This is a genomic window from Aeromicrobium sp. CnD17-E, from assembly GCF_024124745.1.
In the GTDB taxonomy this organism is placed as follows: Bacteria; Actinomycetota; Actinomycetes; order Propionibacteriales; family Nocardioidaceae; genus Aeromicrobium.
On record NZ_JAMXRU010000012.1, the window covers coordinates 12,950 to 29,902 of the forward strand.

Here is a 16,953-nt window from a genome sequence, read left to right on the forward strand (position 1 = left end):
GCCTTCTGACGTCGCGCGAGCTGCTCGTCGATGCCGGGGGCGCGGTGTGGGTCGAGCGTTGGGTGGGTCATGGTTCCTCCGATCACTGCGAGTATTCGCGACGGAATGCGTCGAATGCAAGGGTCAAGGCGACTGAACACGTAACGATCATGTGACGACTCTTGTGGATTCCGTCGAGCGGGTGCAGAGTTCCTGCAACGAGTCGACGGGAGAGGAGCACCCATGGCGCAGGACGTGGGACCGGGAGCCGCCGACGTGGCTCCCACGGGCGGCAAGGGTCTGAAGGCCAACGCGATCGGCTTCTGGGAAGGCCTGTCGATCGGGCTCGACGCGACCGCGCCGGCCTACTCGATCGCCGCCGTGCTCGGCTCGATGGTGGTGGTGGCGGGCATCCACGCCCCGGCGGTGCTGTGGCTGTCGTTCGTGCCGATGTTCCTCATCGCCGGTGCGTTCCTCTACATGAACCGGGCCGACACCGACTGCGGCACCACGTTCTCGTGGGTCACCCGCGCGATGGGCCCCTGGATCGGCTGGATGGGCGGCTGGGCCGTCTTCACCACCGGCGTGCTCGTCATCGGCTCCCTCGCCGACGTCGCCGCGCGCTACCTCTTCGTCATGGTCGGCGCCGACTCGCTGGCCGCCAACCGCCCGGTCGTCGTGACGATCGCCGTGGCCATCGTCGTCGTCATGACGTGGCTGTGCGTCCGCGGCACCGAGGCGTCGGCGAGGTTCCAGGTCTGGCTGGTCTTCGCGCAGGTCGGCGCGCTGCTCCTCTTCGTCGGCGTCGCCGCCGTGCGGCTCGCGACCGGGTCGCTGCCCGCCGGCGCGACGACCCCGAGCTGGAGCTGGCTCAGCCCGGCCGGGCTCGACTCCCACGAGCTGGTCAGCGGCCTGCTCATCGGCGTCTTCATCTACTGGGGCTGGGAGAGCGCGGTGAACCTGTCCGAGGAGTCGACCGACGGCGACACCACGCCCGGTCGCGCCGGCATCTGGAGCACGGTCATCCTCGTCGCGACCTACCTCGGCGTCGGGATCGTGACCATCGCCGCCGGAGGCGTCGACTTCGTCACCGGCTACGAGGACGACGACGCGCTGTTCGGTGCCGTCGGCGACCTCGTCATGGGGCCGTTCGCCTTCGTGCTGCTGCTCTCGATCATCACCTCGGGCATCGCCTCGACGCAGACGACCATCCTGCCCGCGTCCCGCGTGTCGCTCTCGATGGCGAGCGCCGGGGCGTTCCCGAAGATGTTCGCCCGCATCCACGAGCGGTACGGGACGCCGTCGTTCAGCACCTGGTTCATCGGCGCCGTGGCCATCGCCTGGTACGTCGGCGCGAGCGCGATCAGCGACAACTTCCTGTTCGACTCGATCTCGGCGTTGTCCCTGATGATCGCCTTCTACTACGGCCTGACCGGCCTGGCGTGCGCCATCTACTGGCGTCGACGGCTCTTCACGTCGGCCAAGGCGTTCCTGTTCATCGGGGTGGGTCCGCTCGTCGGCGCAGGCACCCTCTTCTACCTCCTGTACGAGTCCGTGCTCGACCTCTCCGACCCCGGCGCCTCGTACAGCGGCTCGTCGGTGCTCGGCGTCGGGCTGCCGCTCGCGATCGCCGTCGTCTTCCTGGTGCTCGGCCTGGTGCTCATGCTCGTCTGGCGGTTCACCGTCGGCGCCACGTTCTTCACGCGCAAGGGCTTCGAGACCGTCTCCGACGAGGTGGCGCTCGCGGCGCTCGGCCCGACGCGTCCCGGCGCGGCCCTGGACTGAGTCGTCGTCGCGCCCCGCCACCTGCTCACCACCCCGCCCCACCGTCCCGAGCCCGGGACACCTCCGAGGAGAGACATGAAGATCCTGCTGGTCGGCTCCGGCGGCGTCGGCGCCGCCTTCACGGCCATCGCCGCACGTCGCGACTTCTTCGAGCTCGTGGTCGTCGCCGACTACGACGAGGCGCGCGCCCGCGCCGCCGTCGACGCCCTCGACGACGAGCGCTTCGTGGCAGCCCGCGTCGACGCGTCGTCGGCCGACGACGTCGCGGCCCTGTGCCGCGAGCACGACGTCACCCACGTCATGAACGCCGTCGACCCGCGGTTCGTCATGTCGATCTTCGACGGTGCGTTCGCCGCGGGCGCCGACTACCTCGACATGGCGATGTCGCTGTCGACACGGCACCCCGAGGAGCCGTACGCCAAGGTCGGCAAGAAGCTCGGCGACGACCAGTTCGCCGTCGCCGACCAGTGGGAGTCGGCTGGTCGTCTCGCCCTCGTCGGCATGGGCGTGGAGCCGGGCCTCTCCGACGTGTTCGCCCGGTACGCGGCCGACCACCTGTTCAGCGAGATCCGTGACCTGGGCACCCGCGACGGCGCCAACCTGGCGGTGCACGACGAGCACGGCAACGAGGTGTTCGCGCCGTCGTTCTCGATCTGGACGACCATCGAGGAGTGCCTCAACCCGCCGGTGGTCTGGGAGAGGGCGCGCGCCGACGAGCCCGACGGCGGCTGGTTCGTGACACCCCCGTTCTCCGAACCCGAGGTGTTCGACTTCCCCGAGGGCATCGGGCCCGTCGAGTGCGTCAACGTCGAGCACGAGGAGGTGCTCCTCATGCCCCGCTGGGTCGACGCCGAGCGGGTCACGTTCAAGTACGGGCTGGGGGAGGACTTCATCACCGTGCTCAAGGCCCTGCACGACGTCGGGCTCGACAGCACGACCCCCGTCCGCGTGCCGTCGGCCGGCGGAGCGGTCGAGGTGTCCCCGCGCGACGTCGTCGCCGCCTGCCTGCCCGACCCCTCGACCATCGGCCCGCGCATGACCGGCAAGACCTGCGCCGGGCTCTGGATCACCGGCACCGGCAAGGACGGGCAGGAGCGCGAGACCTACCTGTACCACGTCGTCGACAACGAGTGGGCCATGCAGGAGTACGGGCACCAGTGCGTCGTGTGGCAGACCGCCGTGAACCCGGTGGTCGCGCTCGAGCTGCTCGCCGACGGCACCTGGAGCGGGGCGGGGGTGCTCGGCCCCGAGGCCTTCGACGCGGTGCCGTTCCTGGAGCTGCTCACCGCCTACGGCTCCCCGTGGGGCCAGCGGGACTCCTGATCCTGCGCAGGCCCTAGGGTGAGGGCAAGCAGAACGGCCCAGCCGTAGGGGTCGTCGGGACCAGAATGGAGCACCGCCATGTCCGTCACCGTGCACGTCGCCGCCGAGGCGGGGGCCGAGGCAGCACCCCAGACCGTCGACGAGGGGACGAAGGCGTGGCAGCTCTTCGCCGAGCAGCCCGACGTCGTCGCCGCGCGCATCGACGGCGACCTGCGTGACCTGTCGACGCTGCTCGCCGAGGGCCAGACCGTGGTCCCGGTGACGCTCGACAGCCCCGACGGCCTCGACATCCTGCGCCACTCCACCGCGCACGTCATGGCCCAGGCCGTGCAGGAGCTGTTCCCGGAGGCCAAGCTCGGCATCGGCCCGCCGATCACCGACGGCTTCTACTACGACTTCGACGTCGCCGAGCCGTTCAAGCCTGAGGACCTGCAGGCCATCGAGTCGCGCATGAAGAAGATCGTCAAGGAGGGCCAGCGCTTCGACCGTCGCGAGATCAGCGACGACGCCGCGCGCGAGGAGCTCGCCGACGAGCCGTACAAGCTCGAGCTCATCGGCCTGAAGTCGAGCGCCGGCTCCACCGAGGGCGCGAGCGTCGAGGTCGGCGAGGGCGGCCTCAGCATCTACGACAACGTCAAGCGCGACGGATCGTTGGCCTGGAAGGACCTCTGCCGCGGGCCGCACCTGCCCACGACGAAGCGCATCCCCGCCTTCCGGCTCATGCGCTCGGCCGCCGCGTACTGGCGCGGCGACGAGAAGAACAAGCAGCTGCAGCGCATCTACGGCACCGCCTGGCCCACCAAGGAGGCGCAGGAGGAGTACCTGCACCGCCTCGAGGAGGCGCAGCGTCGCGACCACCGCCGCCTCGGCACCGAGCTCGACCTGTTCTCCTTCCCCGACGAGATCGGCTCCGGCCTGCCCGTCTTCCACCCGCGCGGTGGCGTGATCAAGCGCGAGATGGAGGACTACGTCCGTCGTCGGCACATCGAGGAGGGCTTCGAGTACGTCGGCACCCCGCACATCGCCAAGGAGGGCCTGTTCCACACGTCGGGCCACCTGCCGTACTACGGCGAGGGGATGTTCCCGGCGCTCGACGTCGACGGCCAGGACTACCGCCTCAAGGCGATGAACTGCCCGATGCACAACATCATCTACCGCTCCCGGCAGCGCTCCTACCGCGAGCTGCCGCTGCGGTTCTTCGAGTTCGGGCACGTGTACCGCAACGAGAAGTCCGGCGTCATCCACGGCCTCACGCGCGTGCGCGGCTTCGCGCAGGACGACTCGCACTCCTACGTCACCCCCGAGCAGGCGCCCGACGAGGTGCGTCACCTGCTGAACTTCATGCTCAGCCTGCTGCGCGACTTCGGCCTCGACGACTTCTACCTCGAGCTGTCGACCCGCGACGCGTCGAAGGACAAGTTCATCGGGTCCGACGAGGACTGGGAGCTCGCCACCCAGGTGCTCGCCGACGTGGCCGCCGAGACCGGGATCGAGCTCGTGCCCGACCCGGGCGGCGCGGCCTACTACGGCCCGAAGATCTCGGTGCAGGCGCGCGACGCGATCGGTCGCACCTGGCAGATGGGCACGGTGCAGTACGACTTCAACCAGCCAGCGCCGGAGCGGTTCAACCTGGAGTACGTGGCCGCCGACGGCACGCGCAAGCAGCCGGTGATGATCCACTCCGCGAAGTTCGGCTCGATCGAGCGGTTCCTCGGCGTGCTCGTGGAGCACTACGCCGGCGCCTTCCCTCCGTGGCTCGCGCCCGTCCAGGCGGTCGGGATCCCCGTCGCCGAGCGGCACTCGGACTACCTGCACACGCTCGGCCAGCGGCTCCGCGGTGCGGGCATCCGCTTCGAGGTCGACGACTCCGACGAGCGCATGCAGAAGAAGATCCGCACCGCCCAGACGCAGAAGGTGCCCTTCATGCTGCTCGTCGGCGACCGCGACATCGAGGCCGACGCCGTCTCGTTCCGCTACCGCAACGGCGAGCAGGAGAACGGGGTGCCCGTCGACGACGCGGTCCGGCGCATCCTCGAGGCCGTGGCGTCGCGCGAGCAGGTCTGAGCGGCGCCGGCCTGTCCGTACGGCTCTCGCCCTCGTTCCCGGTGATCCGGGGACGGGGGCGACGTCGTTGCCCTAGGGTCGCGCCGTGAGCAGACGCATCCTCGCAGCAGTCAACGGTCGCCCGCTCGTTCTTGGCCTCGCCCTCCTGCTCGCCGTCGGCCTTCTCGGGCCCGCGGCTGCACCTGCCGCCGCTGGGGATGCCTACATCGGCCCGGTCGGGCCACGGACCCGATGCGTGGAGTGGGCCGACCCGTTGCAGCTTCCCGTCGTGCGCTCCGTCGGGGCTGACGGGCCTCGCACCGGCCAGCTGATTAGGTGGGAGTACCGCACCAGCTCGAACGGTCCGTACGTCTCCACGGACGCCGTTGCCGTGCGGGAGGACGGCCTGGCCGTCCCGCCGCCCGTGGAGGCATCGCTGGGTGAGACGGGGCATGGCGACGTCCGATTCCTCGTCCTGGTCGGCGACACGTGGCACTACCTGAACGCGACCGTCTTCTACCACCCGTCCCGCTCCGTTCTTCTGCGTGAAGCCTCGGTGCAGGTCAGCGCACCAGCGACCAAGAAGTGGTCTCACGGCGTCGACGTGCTGGGGCTCTCGCCGCTCTACGAGGTGGCCGACGAGTCCGGAGCCTGCGCCGAGGCGCCAGCGCGCGACGTGCAGCTGGAGGTCTGGGCAACTCACGGGATCACGGGTCAGCGCACGCTGCTCGGCCGGGTCGACGTGAATCGTCGCGTCTGGAGCCTCATGACCTATCCGCCGACCACCGGCCCCTTCTCCCTCACCGTCGAGCAGGTCCGAGCCGGGCAACGGCGCCAGGTCGCCGACACCGCGAACGTCACCCTCGTTCCCGACGACACGCGACTGGGCGTCACGGTGCCGGAAGCACGAGCCCACTCGCTGGGTCGTCGCCGCCAGGACGTGTGGTGGATGCCCCGCGGGACGCGCTTCACGCTCGTGGTGACGCAGCATCAGCAGTACTGGCGCCCGGTCGAGCTCGACGGTCCCTCGAGGATCGTCACCGCGCGGTTCACGGGGTGGGGTGCGCGGGCGGCCACGACCCTGTCCGACATCGTGCTGACTCGTGGCACCGACTTCCGCATCGGGCGACAGGATCACGTCATGCGCGGAGGTGGCCACGTCGAGCTCGCCTCCGCCGTTACCGCGACCGAGTCGGCGGGTCGGGTCGGTGCGGACGTCCGACTGCTGCCCCGCCCGTCGTTTCCCTCACGCACCACGCGAGCGCGGGCCTACCATCCCGTCACCCGCACCGTGACAGTGAAGGACGGAGCGGGACTGAAGGCGTGGCTCGAGCTGAGGACCCGGGACGGCTGGTCGTCCGCCGGTCCGGAGCGCACGATCGGCAAGGACGGTCGGGTCCGCCTCCGCCTCGACAACGACACTCGACGCACGCGACAGTACCGACTCACCATCTGGGCTCCGTCCTATGACGGCGGACTGGAGCAGATCATGGTGGCGCGCGGTCGTTGGACCATCCAGAACCGGTGACATCGCACCACCGCGTCGGTCCCGGCAGGCGCAGCGAACCCCTCGTCTAGGGTGGTCGGGTGAGCCTCGACGACCGCCTGGAGCGTCTCTGGGTGCCGTACCGCATGTCCTACGTGCGCGGCGAGGAGCCCGAGCCCGACGACACCTGCCCCTTCTGCCGCATCGCGGCCGGGGGAGCGCAGTCCGAGCTCGTCGTGCACCGCGGTGCCACCTGCTTCGTCGTGCTCAACCTCTACCCGTACAACCCCGGGCACCTCATGGTCGTGCCGAACCGGCACGTCGCCGACTACACCGAGCTCACGGCCGACGAGACCGCCGAGGTCGCGGCCCTGACGCAGACGGCGCTGCGCACCATCCGCGCCGTGTCGGCGCCGCAGGGGTTCAACGTCGGCCTGAACCTGGGCGGCGTGGCCGGCGGGTCGCTGTCGCAGCACCTGCACCAGCACGTCGTGCCGCGCTGGTCCGGCGACGCCAACTTCATGACCGTGCTCGGCCGCACCAAGACGCTGCCGCAGCTGCTCGAGGACACCCGCGACCTGCTGGCCGAGGCCTGGCCCGCAGCCCCCACCACCACTTCGACCACCCTTGGGGACGTCTGATGCTCGAACGCTTCCGCCAGTTCTGGACCAACGTGTGGTCCCCGCTGGCCGACCTCCTGCTGCGCCTCGGCGTGAAGCCCGACCACGTGACCATCGTCGGCACGCTCGGCGTCAGCGCCGGCGCCCTGTGGTTCTTCCCGCGCGGGCAGTTCTTCGTCGGCGTCATGGTGGTCACGGCGTTCGTGTTCAGCGACCTCATGGACGGCTACATGGCCCGCAAGTCCGGGCAGTCGTCGAAGTGGGGGGCGTTCCTGGACTCCACGCTCGACCGGGTCGGCGACGCGGCCGTCTTCGGCGGCCTGCTGCTCTACTACACGCGCCCCGACGCGGAGTCGACGCTCGGCCCGGCCGAGCTGTACCTCGGCCTCAGCCTCGCCTGCCTCGTGCTCGGCAGCCTCACGTCGTACGCCCGCGCCCGCGCCGAGAGCCTCGGCATGCAGGCCAAGGGCGGCATCGCCGAGCGCGCCGACCGGCTCGTCGCCATCCTCGTCATGACCGGCTTCTCCGGCCTCCTCGACCTCCCCGTGCTGCGCGAGGTGACCCTGTGGGCTCTCGCCCTCGCCAGCCTCGTCACCGTCTTCCAGCGCATGGCGATCGTCCACCGCCAGGCCGTGCAGCAGCCGGGTCTGGACGTCTGACGTCGTCGGCGCGGCTTTCTGCTTGACCTGCGGCTGCGTCGGTGTGGGTCGGACTCCAGGTGGGGCTGCGTTGGCGCGGCCTCGACTCGACCTGCGTTCCGGAAGGGCCTCGACCGGGCGGCTGGGAGCGGCGGCGGCTCGGGTTCTCGGGCTGCGGCTCGCGTGGGACGCAAGAGTCTGCGCTTGCGCTGGCCATCGGTGGATCTGCAACCTTCTGAGCGCTCTACAGGTGGCAGATCCACCGCCGACAGGGCTAGACGTGGTAATGATGCTTCCTTCTCGTGGACCGTGCCACGAGAAGGGAGAAGCGCTGCCCGCCCCACCCCAAAGTGCACCCAACCTTCTTCCTTCGTGCGCTTGAGGCTGGACGCTTCTGCGTTGGTGACGGGATCCCGTAGCAGACGCAGCATCCTCGGTGTTCAGCACACGAACGCAGCATCGTGCGTCCACCCCGAGCGCGACCCGCGGCCCGAGAGCCCGACCCAGCGCTGTTTCAAGCCGTCCGGTCGAGGCCCTTTCGGAGACCACCCCCAGCGCCAGCCGAGGCAGCGCACCGGCAAGACGACGCCCCTGCGGCAGCGCACCAGCACGACGAGACCCCCTGCGGCAGCGCAGCAGCACGACGAGACCTCCACGTCAGCGGGACAGCAAGACATCCGATCACCATCACGAAGGTGCGCCGAGAAACCATGACACCATCAATGTGACATTGGTCTTGACACATAGCGACGGCCGTCACATACTCGCGGTATGACCCTCATGGACGAGCAGGATCTCGACCGCACCCAGGAGAGCCTGGCGTCGCTCGCGACGCCCGAGTACGAGGCGACGCTCCGGGCCCTGTCGCAGGCGTCCGTCGACCGGAACTTCGACGCGTTCGTCGACGTCCCGTGGGACGACCCCGACTTCCGCATCGACCCCAGCGACCGGCACTGGGTGCTCACCGAGGCCGACCCGCTCGGACGCCACCCCTGGTACCAGAACCTGCCGGTCGAGCGGCAGATCGAGATCGGGATGTGGCGCTACGCCAACATCTTCAAGGTGGGTCTGCAGTTCGAGAACCTGCTGATCCGCGGCATCATGCAGTACGTCTTCACCCGCCCGAACGGGTCGGCCGAGTTCCGCTACCTCACCCACGAGGCGACGGAGGAGTGCCACCACACGCAGATGTTCCAGGAGTGCGTCAACCGCATCGGCGCCGACGTCCCGGGCATGCCGCGCTGGATGCGGGCGCTGCACGGTGTCATCCCGCTGTTCGCGTCCCGCTACCCGCTCGGCTTCTTCATCGCGGTGCTGGCCGGCGAGGAGCCGATCGACCACACGCAGAAGCGGATGCTGCGCGAGGGCACGAACCTGCCGCCGGTCATGCGTCGCATCATGCAGATCCACGTCGCGGAGGAGGCACGCCACATCTCCTTCGCCCACGCCTACGTCATGCGCAGCGGCCCCCACCTCGGGAAGGTCGACCGCTGGATCATGTCGATGCTCTTCCCGATCATCATGCGCGTCGCCGGCGACCTCATCCTCGTCCCGCCGAAGGAGCTGCGCACCCAGATGGGCGTGCCGCAGGAGGTCATCGACGAGCTCTACTGGGACGCGCCCGAGTCCCGCGAGTTCCTCGCCGAGCTGTTCAGCGACGTGCGCATGCTGGCCGAGGAGTCGACGCTCATGACGCGCTCGTCGCGCTGGATGTGGCGGTGGCTGAAGATCGACGGTCGCCCGTCGCGCTACCGCAGCGAGCCGCCGGCGCGGCTGACCGACCCGTCCCCGGTCGGTCCGTCCTGACGTGCCGCACGTCGTCACCCAGGCGTGCTGTGGCGACGCCGCCTGTGCCTTCGCCTGTCCGGTCAACTGCATCCACCCGACGCCCGACGAGCCCGACTTCGCCACGTCGGACATGGTCTACATCGACCCGCAGGCCTGCGTCGACTGCGGCGCGTGCGTCCGGGCGTGCCCCGTGGGCGCGATCAAGCCGGCGTCGCGGCTCACCCCCGACGAGCAGGTCTTCGTCGAGCTGAACGCGCTGTTCCACGCCGGGTCCGACGTCGGCAACGGCCTGGAGTCGCCCACCCGTCCGGCGCAGGCGCCCGTGCCGCCCGTCGTCCGGCTGCCGCCGGAGCGCCGGCTCGACGTCGCTGTAGTCGGCGCGGGCCCGGCCGCGCTGTACGCCGCCGACGAGCTCTTGAAGCAGCGTGGTGTGCGGGTGACGGTCGTCGACCGGCTCCCCACGCCGCACGGCCTCGTGCGCGCCGGCGTCGCGCCCGACCACCAGCACACGAAGGCCATCACCGACCTCTTCGCGCGCATCGAGGCGCAGCCCGGCTTCTCCTACGCCCTCGGCCTCGAGGTGGGCGTCGACGTCACCCACGAGCAGCTCCTGCAGCGCCACGACGCGGTCGTCTACGCCACGGGGGCCTCCGCCGACCGCCGCCTCGGGATCCCGGGGGAGGACCTGCCGGGCAACACCACCGCCACGGCGGTGGTCGCCTGGTACAACGGCCATCCCGACCACGTGGCCACCCCGATCGACCTCGACGCCGAGCGCACCGTGGTCGTCGGCAACGGCAACGTCGCCCTCGACGTCGCGCGCGTGCTGCTCAGCGACCCCGCGGAGCTGGCCCGCACCGACATCGCCGACCACGCCCTCGAGGCCCTGCGGACCAGCCGGCTGCGCTGCGTCGAGCTGGTCGCGCGACGCGGGCCCGCCCAGGCGGCCTTCACCGTGCCCGAGCTCGTCGGGCTGCTGCACCACCCCGACGTCGACGTCGTCGTGCCGCAGCGCGACCTGCTCGACGGCGACGACGTGAAGATCCGCCTGCTGCGTGAGGGCACCACCGCCGAACCGGTCGAGGGACGTCGCCACGTGCTCCTGCGCTTCCTCGCCGCGCCGGTCGAGGTGCTGGGGGAGCGTGCGGTCACGGGGGTGCGCCTCACCCGCACCCGGCTGGAGACCGACGTCGACGGCACCGTCCGGGCCGTGCCCACGGGCGAGCTCGACGACGTCGCCACCACGTCGGTCCTGCGCTCGGTCGGCTACCGCTCGACGCCCGTGCCCGGGGTGCCGTTCGACCCGGTGGCGCACCGCATCCCGAACGTCGGCGGGCGCGTGCTCGAGGCCCCCGGCGGCGCGCTCCTGCCGCGCACGTACGTCGTCGGGTGGGCCAAGCGCGGCCCCACCGGCTTCATCGGCACCAACAAGTCGTGCTCGCTGGAGACCGTCAACCACCTCCTCGCCGACGTCGCGCTCGGCCGGCTCGACCCCGAGCCGAACTCCGGGGCTCCCGGGCGGTCCGGCCGCGTGCAGGACCTCGCGGGGCTCGACCTGGACGCCTGGCGACGCCTCGACGCGCACGAGCGCGCCGCCGGACGCGAGCAGGGCCGTCCGCGTCGCAAGGTCGTCGACCGGGCACGGATGCTGGACGTCGTGAACGGTGTCGCCAGCGCTCGATAGACTGGAGCCGTGAGCACCCCGCAGACCTCCCCGACCCCCGACGGCACCAGCACCCCCAGCGTCGGCACGGCCCGCGTCAAGCGCGGCATGGCCGAGATGCTGAAGGGCGGCGTCATCATGGACGTCGTCGACGCCGACCAGGCGCGCATCGCCGAGGACGCCGGCGCCGTGGCCGTCATGGCGCTCGAGCGCGTCCCGGCCGACATCCGTGCCCAGGGCGGCGTCGCGCGCATGAGCGACCCCGACCTCATCGACGGCATCATCGAGGCCGTCTCGATCCCGGTCATGGCGAAGGCGCGCATCGGCCACTTCGCCGAGGCGCAGGTGCTCCAGAGCCTCGGCGTCGACTACATCGACGAGTCCGAGGTCCTCACGCCGTCGGACTACGCCAACCACATCGACAAGTGGGCCTTCAACGTCCCGTTCGTCTGTGGTGCGACCAACCTCGGCGAGGCGCTGCGCCGGCTCACCGAGGGCGCGGCGTTCATCCGCTCCAAGGGCGAGGCCGGCACCGGTGACGTGTCCAACGCCGTCACGCACATCCGCAAGATCACCGGCGAGATCCGCCGCCTGCAGTCGCTGCGCGAGGACGAGCTGTACGTCGCGGCGAAGGAGCTGCAGGCGCCCTTCGAGCTGGTCAAGGAGGTCGCCGAGCTCGGCAAGCTGCCCGTCACCCTGTTCACCGCCGGCGGCATCGCCACGCCCGCCGACGCCGCGCTCGTCATGCAGCTCGGCTCCGAGGGCGTGTTCGTCGGCTCCGGCATCTTCAAGTCCGGCAACCCGCAGCAGCGCGCCGAGGCCATCGTCAAGGCCACGACGTTCTACGACGACCCCGACGTGGTCGCGAAGGTCTCCCGCGGTCTCGGCGAGGCGATGGTCGGCATCAACGTCGACGACATCCCCGAGCCGCACCGCCTCGCCGAGCGCGGCTGGTGACGACTCCCGCACGACCCTGACCGAGGACCCGGCGCTGGCGCCGGGTCCTCGCTCGTTCCCGGCCCCGGCGCTCGCGTGGCCCGGTCCGCACCGCCCCGGCGGGCGATGACCCGGGGCGCGCTAGGCTGACGTCGTCGCCCCGGGATGGAGTGCTCGGAGCGGCTTCAGGGACTGCGTCACCAGGCCGGTGCGTGCGGTCCCGACCCCAGACCCGATCGGGAGGGATGCCGTGAGGGAGCGGCGGGGGTGTGAGGCGCTCAGCGCCCGCCCCCGCCTGCTGGGTCCTCTCGGACGGCCCGCGACCGCGTCACTAGGCTGTCCCGGTGACCTCCCCGACCATCGGCGTCTTCGCCCTCCAGGGCGACGTCCGCGAGCACGTGCAGGCCCTCCAGGCGTTGGGGGCGGACGTCGTCGCCGTGCGTCGCGAGGAGGAGCTCGACCGGGTCGACGGCCTCGTGATCCCGGGCGGTGAGTCGACCACGATGATCAAGCTGGCCGACGTGTTCGGCGTGGCCGACGCGTTCCGCCGCCGGATCGCCGAGGGGCTGCCGACGTTCGGCACGTGCGCGGGCATGATCATGCTCGCCGACCGCATCGTCGACGGCGCCGACGGCCAGACCACGTTCGGCGGGCTCGACGTCACCGTGCGCCGCAACGCGTTCGGCCGCCAGGTCGACTCCTTCGAGGCGCAGGTGCCGTTCACGACCTTCCCGGACCCCGTCCACGCCGTGTTCATCCGGGCACCGTGGGTGGAGCAGGTCGGCCCCGACGTCGAGGTGCTCGCCCGTGTCCCGGTCGTGCTGGACGCGGCGACGGGCGACGACGACGAGCGAGCCGATAGGATCGTCGCGGTCCGGCAGGGTGCCCTGCTCGCGACGTCGTTCCACCCGGAGGTGGGGGACGACCTCCGCCTGCACCGCCTGTTCCTGGACCTCGTGGACATGTAGGGATCCGCCACCTGCCGAGGTGGCGCGGAAAGGGGCACGGGATGTCAGGCCACTCCAAGTGGGCGACGACCAAGCACAAGAAGGCCGCCATCGACGCCAAGCGCGGCAAGATGTTCGCCAAGCTGATCAAGACCATCGAGGTGGCGGCGCGGACCGGCGGGCCCGACCCCGACGGCAACCCGACCCTGTACGACGCCATCCAGAAGGCGAAGAAGTCGTCGGTCCCGAACGACAACATCGACCGTGCGGTCAAGCGCGGCGGCGGCATCGGCGGCGACGCGGTCGACTACACCACGATCATGTACGAGGTGTACGGGCCGAGCGGCGTCGCGCTCCTGGTGGAGTGCCTCACCGACAACAAGAACCGGGCCGCGATGGAGGTGCGCACCGCCGTGTCGCGCAACGGCGGGACGCTCGCCGACCCCGGCTCCGTCGCCTACCTGTTCCACCGCAAGGGTGTCGTGCAGGTGCCCGCCCAGGACACCACCGAGGACGACATCCTGCTGGCCGTGCTCGACGCCGGCGCCGAGGAGGTCAAGGACCACGGCGAGAGCTTCGAGGTGATCAGCGAGGCGTCCGACCTCGTCGCCGTCCGCAGCGCCCTCCAGGAGGCCGGGCTCGACTACGACTCCGCCGAGGCCTCCTTCGTCCCCTCGGTCGAGGTGCCCGTCGACGTCGACGGCGCCAAGAAGGTCGTCAAGCTCGTCGACGCCCTCGAGGACCTCGACGACGTGCAGAACGTCTTCTCCAACGTCGACATCAGCGACGACGTGCTCGCGGAGCTCGACGAGGACTGATCTCGGGAGCCTTCTTGCGGGGGGCGTGGCTCGTTGCTGCGCTGCGTGCGCGGGGGTGTGACCTCGCTGGTGCGGTGCCTGCGGGGGTCCTGACCTGCTGCTGCGCTGCCTGCGCGGGCCTCGACCGGCTGGAGCGCTGCCTGCGGTCGTCGTGACCTTGCTGGTGCGCTGCCTCGGCCTTCGCTGGGGGTGGTCTCCGAAAGGGCCTCGACCGGCAGCGGGCCTGGGGGTGGTTTCGGGTCTCGGGGTCTGGCTCAGCCCGTCCTTGACGCACGATTCTTCGTTTCTGCGTCCTCGGCCCACGGTTCTGCGTTTGCGCGTCCTATCGGTGGATCTGCACCCGCAGGAGCGCTTCTGCGGTTGCAGATCCACCGATAGAGGGGGCCGCGTCGGAAAGATTCTGCTTTCGCGTGGACCGTTCCACGCGAAAGCAGAATCTTGCGTCCACCCCAGCACCGGCCCACAGCCCGAGACCCCAGACCAGCGCGGTCGCCGGCCACCCGGTCGAGGCCCTTTCGGAGACCAGACACAGCGAAGGCCCAGGCAGCGCAGCAGCACGCTTAGACCTCCTGCGGCAGCGCCGCAGCAGGTCGGGACCCCCGCCGGCAGCGCACCAGCAGGTCGAGCCCCCCTGCGGCAGCACCCCACCCGACCCCGGCGTGGCGTCCGGCGCGGCGTCGCGGCTGCGGGTTATCGTTCGAACATGCGTTCCCCCACGCGCGTGCTCGCGGTCGATCCCGGGCTGACGCGGCTCGGTCTCGGTGTCGTGCAGGGCTCCGTCGGTCGGCCGTTGGAGATGGTGCACGTCGACGTGCTGCGCACGCCGGCCGACCTCGACACCGCCCGGCGTCTGCACCGGCTGGAGCAGGGGCTCGAGGAGGCGGTGCGGCTGCACCGGCCGCACGTCGTGGCCGTCGAGCGGGTGTTCAGCCAGAGCAACGTCAGCACCGTCATGGGCACCGCGCAGGCGAGCGCGGTCGCGATGCTCGTGGCCGCCCGGCACGGGGTCGACGTCAAGCTGCACACGCCCAGCGAGGTCAAGGCGGCCGTCACGGGCAGCGGGCGCGCCGACAAGGCGCAGGTGGCGGCCATGGTGGTGCGGCTGCTGCGTCTCGCGGAGGCGCCCAAGCCGGTCGACGCCACCGACGCGCTCGCCCTGGCCATCTGCCAGATCTGGCGTGGCGGCGCGCAGAACCGTCTGCAGCAGGCCCACGCCGCTGCCCAGCGCAAGGAGTCCCTCCGGTGATCGCCCACGTCCGCGGCCAGGTGGCCGCCCTCTCGCTCGACTCCGCCGTCATCGACGTGGCCGGCCTCGGCCACCTCGTGCACTGCACGCCCGGCACCATCGCCCGGCTGCGGCTGGGGGAGCAGGCCCAGCTCGCCACCACGCTGGTCGTCCGCGAGGACTCCCTGACCCTCTACGGGTTCGCCGACGCCGACGAGCGCGACATGTTCCTGCTGGTGCAGACCGCCAGCGGCATCGGGCCCAAGGTCGCGCTCGCGATGCTCGCCGTCCTCGCCCCCGACCGGCTGCGTCGCGCCATCGCCGAGTCCGACCACGCGGTGCTCACGTCGGTGCCCGGCATCGGCCGCAAGGGCGCCGAGCGGATCGTCGTCGAGCTGAAGGACCGCGTCGGCCCGGCACCCGTCGCGACGTCCGGCGGCACCGGTGGAGGCGAACCGTGGCGGGCGCAGGTGCTCGAGGCGCTGCAGAGCCTCGGCTGGTCCTCGCGCGACGCCGAGCGCGCCATCGACGCCGTGGCCGACTCCGCGGGCGACGAGCCCGACGTCGGCCAGCTGCTGCGCCTCGCCCTGCGATCCCTGTCGAAGGCGTGAGCGGCGTGCACGACGAGTACCGCGACTCCTTCACCGACCTCGACGCCGTCCTCGCCGAGGCCACGCCCGACGACCGCGCCTTCGACGCCGCCCTGCGCCCGCGCACCCTCGAGGAGCTGGTCGGCCAGGAGCGGGTCCGCGAGCAGCTCTCGCTCGTGCTCGAGGCCGCGCAGCAGCGAGGCCGCACACCCGACCACGTCCTGCTCTCCGGTCCTCCCGGCCTGGGCAAGACCACGATCGCGATGATCATCGCCCACCAGCTCGGCGCGCACCTGCGCCTCACCAGCGGTCCCGCCATCCAGCACGCGGGCGACCTCGCCGCGATCCTGTCCGGTGTCGACGAGGGCGACGTCCTCTTCATCGACGAGATCCACCGCATGTCGCGGCCCGCCGAGGAGCTGCTGTACATGGCGATGGAGGACTTCCGGGTCGACGTCGTCGTCGGCAAGGGCCCGGGCGCGACGGCGATCCCGCTCGAGATCCCGCCGTTCACCGTCGTCGGCGCCACCACCCGCGCAGGGCTCCTGCCCGGGCCGCTGCGCGACCGGTTCGGCTTCACCGCCCAGCTCGACTACTACGAGGCCGCCGAGCTGCAACGCATCGTCGAACGCTCCGCCCGGCTGCTCGACCTCACCATCTCCGACGACGGCGCCCGCGAGATCGCCTCCCGCTCCCGCGGGACCCCGCGCATCGCCAACCGGCTGCTGCGTCGCGTCCGCGACTACGCGCAGGTGCGCGGCGACGGCACCGTCGGCCACCCCGAGGCGCGCAAGGCCCTCGCCCTGTACGAGGTCGACGACCTCGGGCTCGACCGGCTCGACCGTGCCGTGCTGCAGGCGCTCTGCGGCAGCTTCGGCGGGGGACCGGTCGGCATCAGCACGCTCGCCGTCGCCGTCGGTGAGGAGCGCGAGACCGTCGAGGAGCTCGCCGAGCCCTTCCTCGTCCGGCTCGGCTTCCTCGCGCGCACGCCGCGCGGTCGGATCGCGACCCCCGCCGCCTGGCGTCACCTCGGGCTCGCCGCACCGGCCGACCCGGCGCAGCTCCCGCTCGACGACGCCTAACCACGGCGCGTCCACGACGGGGCAGACGTC

The 16,953-nt window shown here is 71.2% G+C and carries 14 protein-coding genes; all 14 read left to right on the plus strand.

What is annotated here, in order from left to right:
• Positions 1–222 precede the first annotated feature (222 nt).
• Complete coding sequence (locus NH339_RS04560) at positions 223–1,764, plus strand: APC family permease (protein ID WP_253022985.1); 1,542 nt, start codon at positions 223–225, stop codon at positions 1,762–1,764.
• A gap of 75 nt (positions 1,765–1,839) precedes the next feature.
• Positions 1,840–3,087 carry a saccharopine dehydrogenase family protein gene (locus tag NH339_RS04565; RefSeq protein WP_253022987.1) on the plus strand — a complete coding sequence of 416 codons (1,248 nt, stop codon included), beginning with the start codon at positions 1,840–1,842 and terminating at the stop codon, positions 3,085–3,087.
• Positions 3,088–3,165: 78 nt separating this feature from the next.
• Positions 3,166–5,151: a threonine--tRNA ligase gene (thrS, locus tag NH339_RS04570; RefSeq protein WP_253022989.1), complete on the plus strand. Its 1,986-nt coding sequence runs from the start codon at positions 3,166–3,168 to the stop codon at positions 5,149–5,151.
• An 85-nt stretch (positions 5,152–5,236) separates the two neighbouring features.
• The gene (locus NH339_RS04575) at positions 5,237–6,658 is read left to right on the plus strand and encodes a hypothetical protein (RefSeq protein WP_253022991.1); all 1,422 of its coding nucleotides are present in this window, start codon (positions 5,237–5,239) and stop codon (positions 6,656–6,658) included.
• Positions 6,659–6,762: 104 nt separating this feature from the next.
• Positions 6,763–7,257: an HIT domain-containing protein gene (locus NH339_RS04580; protein ID WP_253023030.1), complete on the plus strand. Its 495-nt coding sequence runs from the start codon at positions 6,763–6,765 to the stop codon at positions 7,255–7,257.
• Complete coding sequence (gene pgsA / locus NH339_RS04585) at positions 7,257–7,895, plus strand: phosphatidylinositol phosphate synthase (protein WP_253022993.1); 639 nt, start codon at positions 7,257–7,259, stop codon at positions 7,893–7,895. The genes NH339_RS04580 and pgsA overlap by 1 nt, the downstream gene beginning before the upstream one ends.
• A gap of 750 nt (positions 7,896–8,645) precedes the next feature.
• Complete coding sequence (locus NH339_RS04590) at positions 8,646–9,680, plus strand: diiron oxygenase (protein WP_253022995.1); 1,035 nt, start codon at positions 8,646–8,648, stop codon at positions 9,678–9,680.
• 1 nt (position 9,681) lies between these two features.
• Complete coding sequence (locus tag NH339_RS04595) at positions 9,682–11,346, plus strand: FAD-dependent oxidoreductase (protein WP_253022996.1); 1,665 nt, start codon at positions 9,682–9,684, stop codon at positions 11,344–11,346.
• A 9-nt stretch (positions 11,347–11,355) separates the two neighbouring features.
• Positions 11,356–12,282: a pyridoxal 5'-phosphate synthase lyase subunit PdxS gene (gene pdxS, locus NH339_RS04600; RefSeq protein WP_067857939.1), complete on the plus strand. Its 927-nt coding sequence runs from the start codon at positions 11,356–11,358 to the stop codon at positions 12,280–12,282.
• 323 nt (positions 12,283–12,605) lie between these two features.
• Positions 12,606–13,229, plus strand: a complete 624-nt coding sequence (gene pdxT, locus NH339_RS04605; RefSeq protein ID WP_253022997.1) for a pyridoxal 5'-phosphate synthase glutaminase subunit PdxT — start codon at positions 12,606–12,608, stop codon at positions 13,227–13,229.
• 41 nt (positions 13,230–13,270) lie between these two features.
• On the plus strand, positions 13,271–14,026 hold the full coding sequence (locus NH339_RS04610; RefSeq protein ID WP_253022998.1) for a YebC/PmpR family DNA-binding transcriptional regulator: 756 nt from the start codon (positions 13,271–13,273) through the stop codon (positions 14,024–14,026).
• 703 nt (positions 14,027–14,729) lie between these two features.
• Positions 14,730–15,272 carry a crossover junction endodeoxyribonuclease RuvC gene (locus NH339_RS04615; RefSeq protein WP_253022999.1) on the plus strand — a complete coding sequence of 181 codons (543 nt, stop codon included), beginning with the start codon at positions 14,730–14,732 and terminating at the stop codon, positions 15,270–15,272.
• Entirely contained in the window at positions 15,269–15,862 is a 594-nt protein-coding gene (gene ruvA / locus NH339_RS04620) for a Holliday junction branch migration protein RuvA (RefSeq protein ID WP_253023000.1), read from the plus strand. The genes NH339_RS04615 and ruvA overlap by 4 nt, the downstream gene beginning before the upstream one ends.
• A gap of 5 nt (positions 15,863–15,867) precedes the next feature.
• A complete protein-coding gene (gene ruvB, locus NH339_RS04625) occupies positions 15,868–16,923 on the plus strand; it encodes a Holliday junction branch migration DNA helicase RuvB (protein ID WP_067861586.1) in 1,056 nt (351 codons plus the stop codon).
• Positions 16,924–16,953: the final 30 nt, after the last annotated feature.

Bases quoted from the DNA above. Each gene is read 5' to 3' on its own strand.
- pgsA (WP_253022993.1), top strand. From the start codon at position 7,257: ATGCTCGAACGCTTCCGCCAGTTCTGGACCAACGTGTGGTCCCCGCTG.
- NH339_RS04615 (WP_253022999.1), top strand. From the start codon at position 14,730: ATGCGTTCCCCCACGCGCGTGCTCGCGGTCGATCCCGGGCTGACGCGG.
- NH339_RS04590 (WP_253022995.1), top strand. From the start codon at position 8,646: ATGACCCTCATGGACGAGCAGGATCTCGACCGCACCCAGGAGAGCCTG.
- NH339_RS04560 (WP_253022985.1), top strand. From the start codon at position 223: ATGGCGCAGGACGTGGGACCGGGAGCCGCCGACGTGGCTCCCACGGGC.
- NH339_RS04610 (WP_253022998.1), top strand. From the start codon at position 13,271: ATGTCAGGCCACTCCAAGTGGGCGACGACCAAGCACAAGAAGGCCGCC.
- thrS (WP_253022989.1), top strand. From the start codon at position 3,166: ATGTCCGTCACCGTGCACGTCGCCGCCGAGGCGGGGGCCGAGGCAGCA.
- NH339_RS04565 (WP_253022987.1), top strand. From the start codon at position 1,840: ATGAAGATCCTGCTGGTCGGCTCCGGCGGCGTCGGCGCCGCCTTCACG.
- NH339_RS04580 (WP_253023030.1), top strand. From the start codon at position 6,763: ATGTCCTACGTGCGCGGCGAGGAGCCCGAGCCCGACGACACCTGCCCC.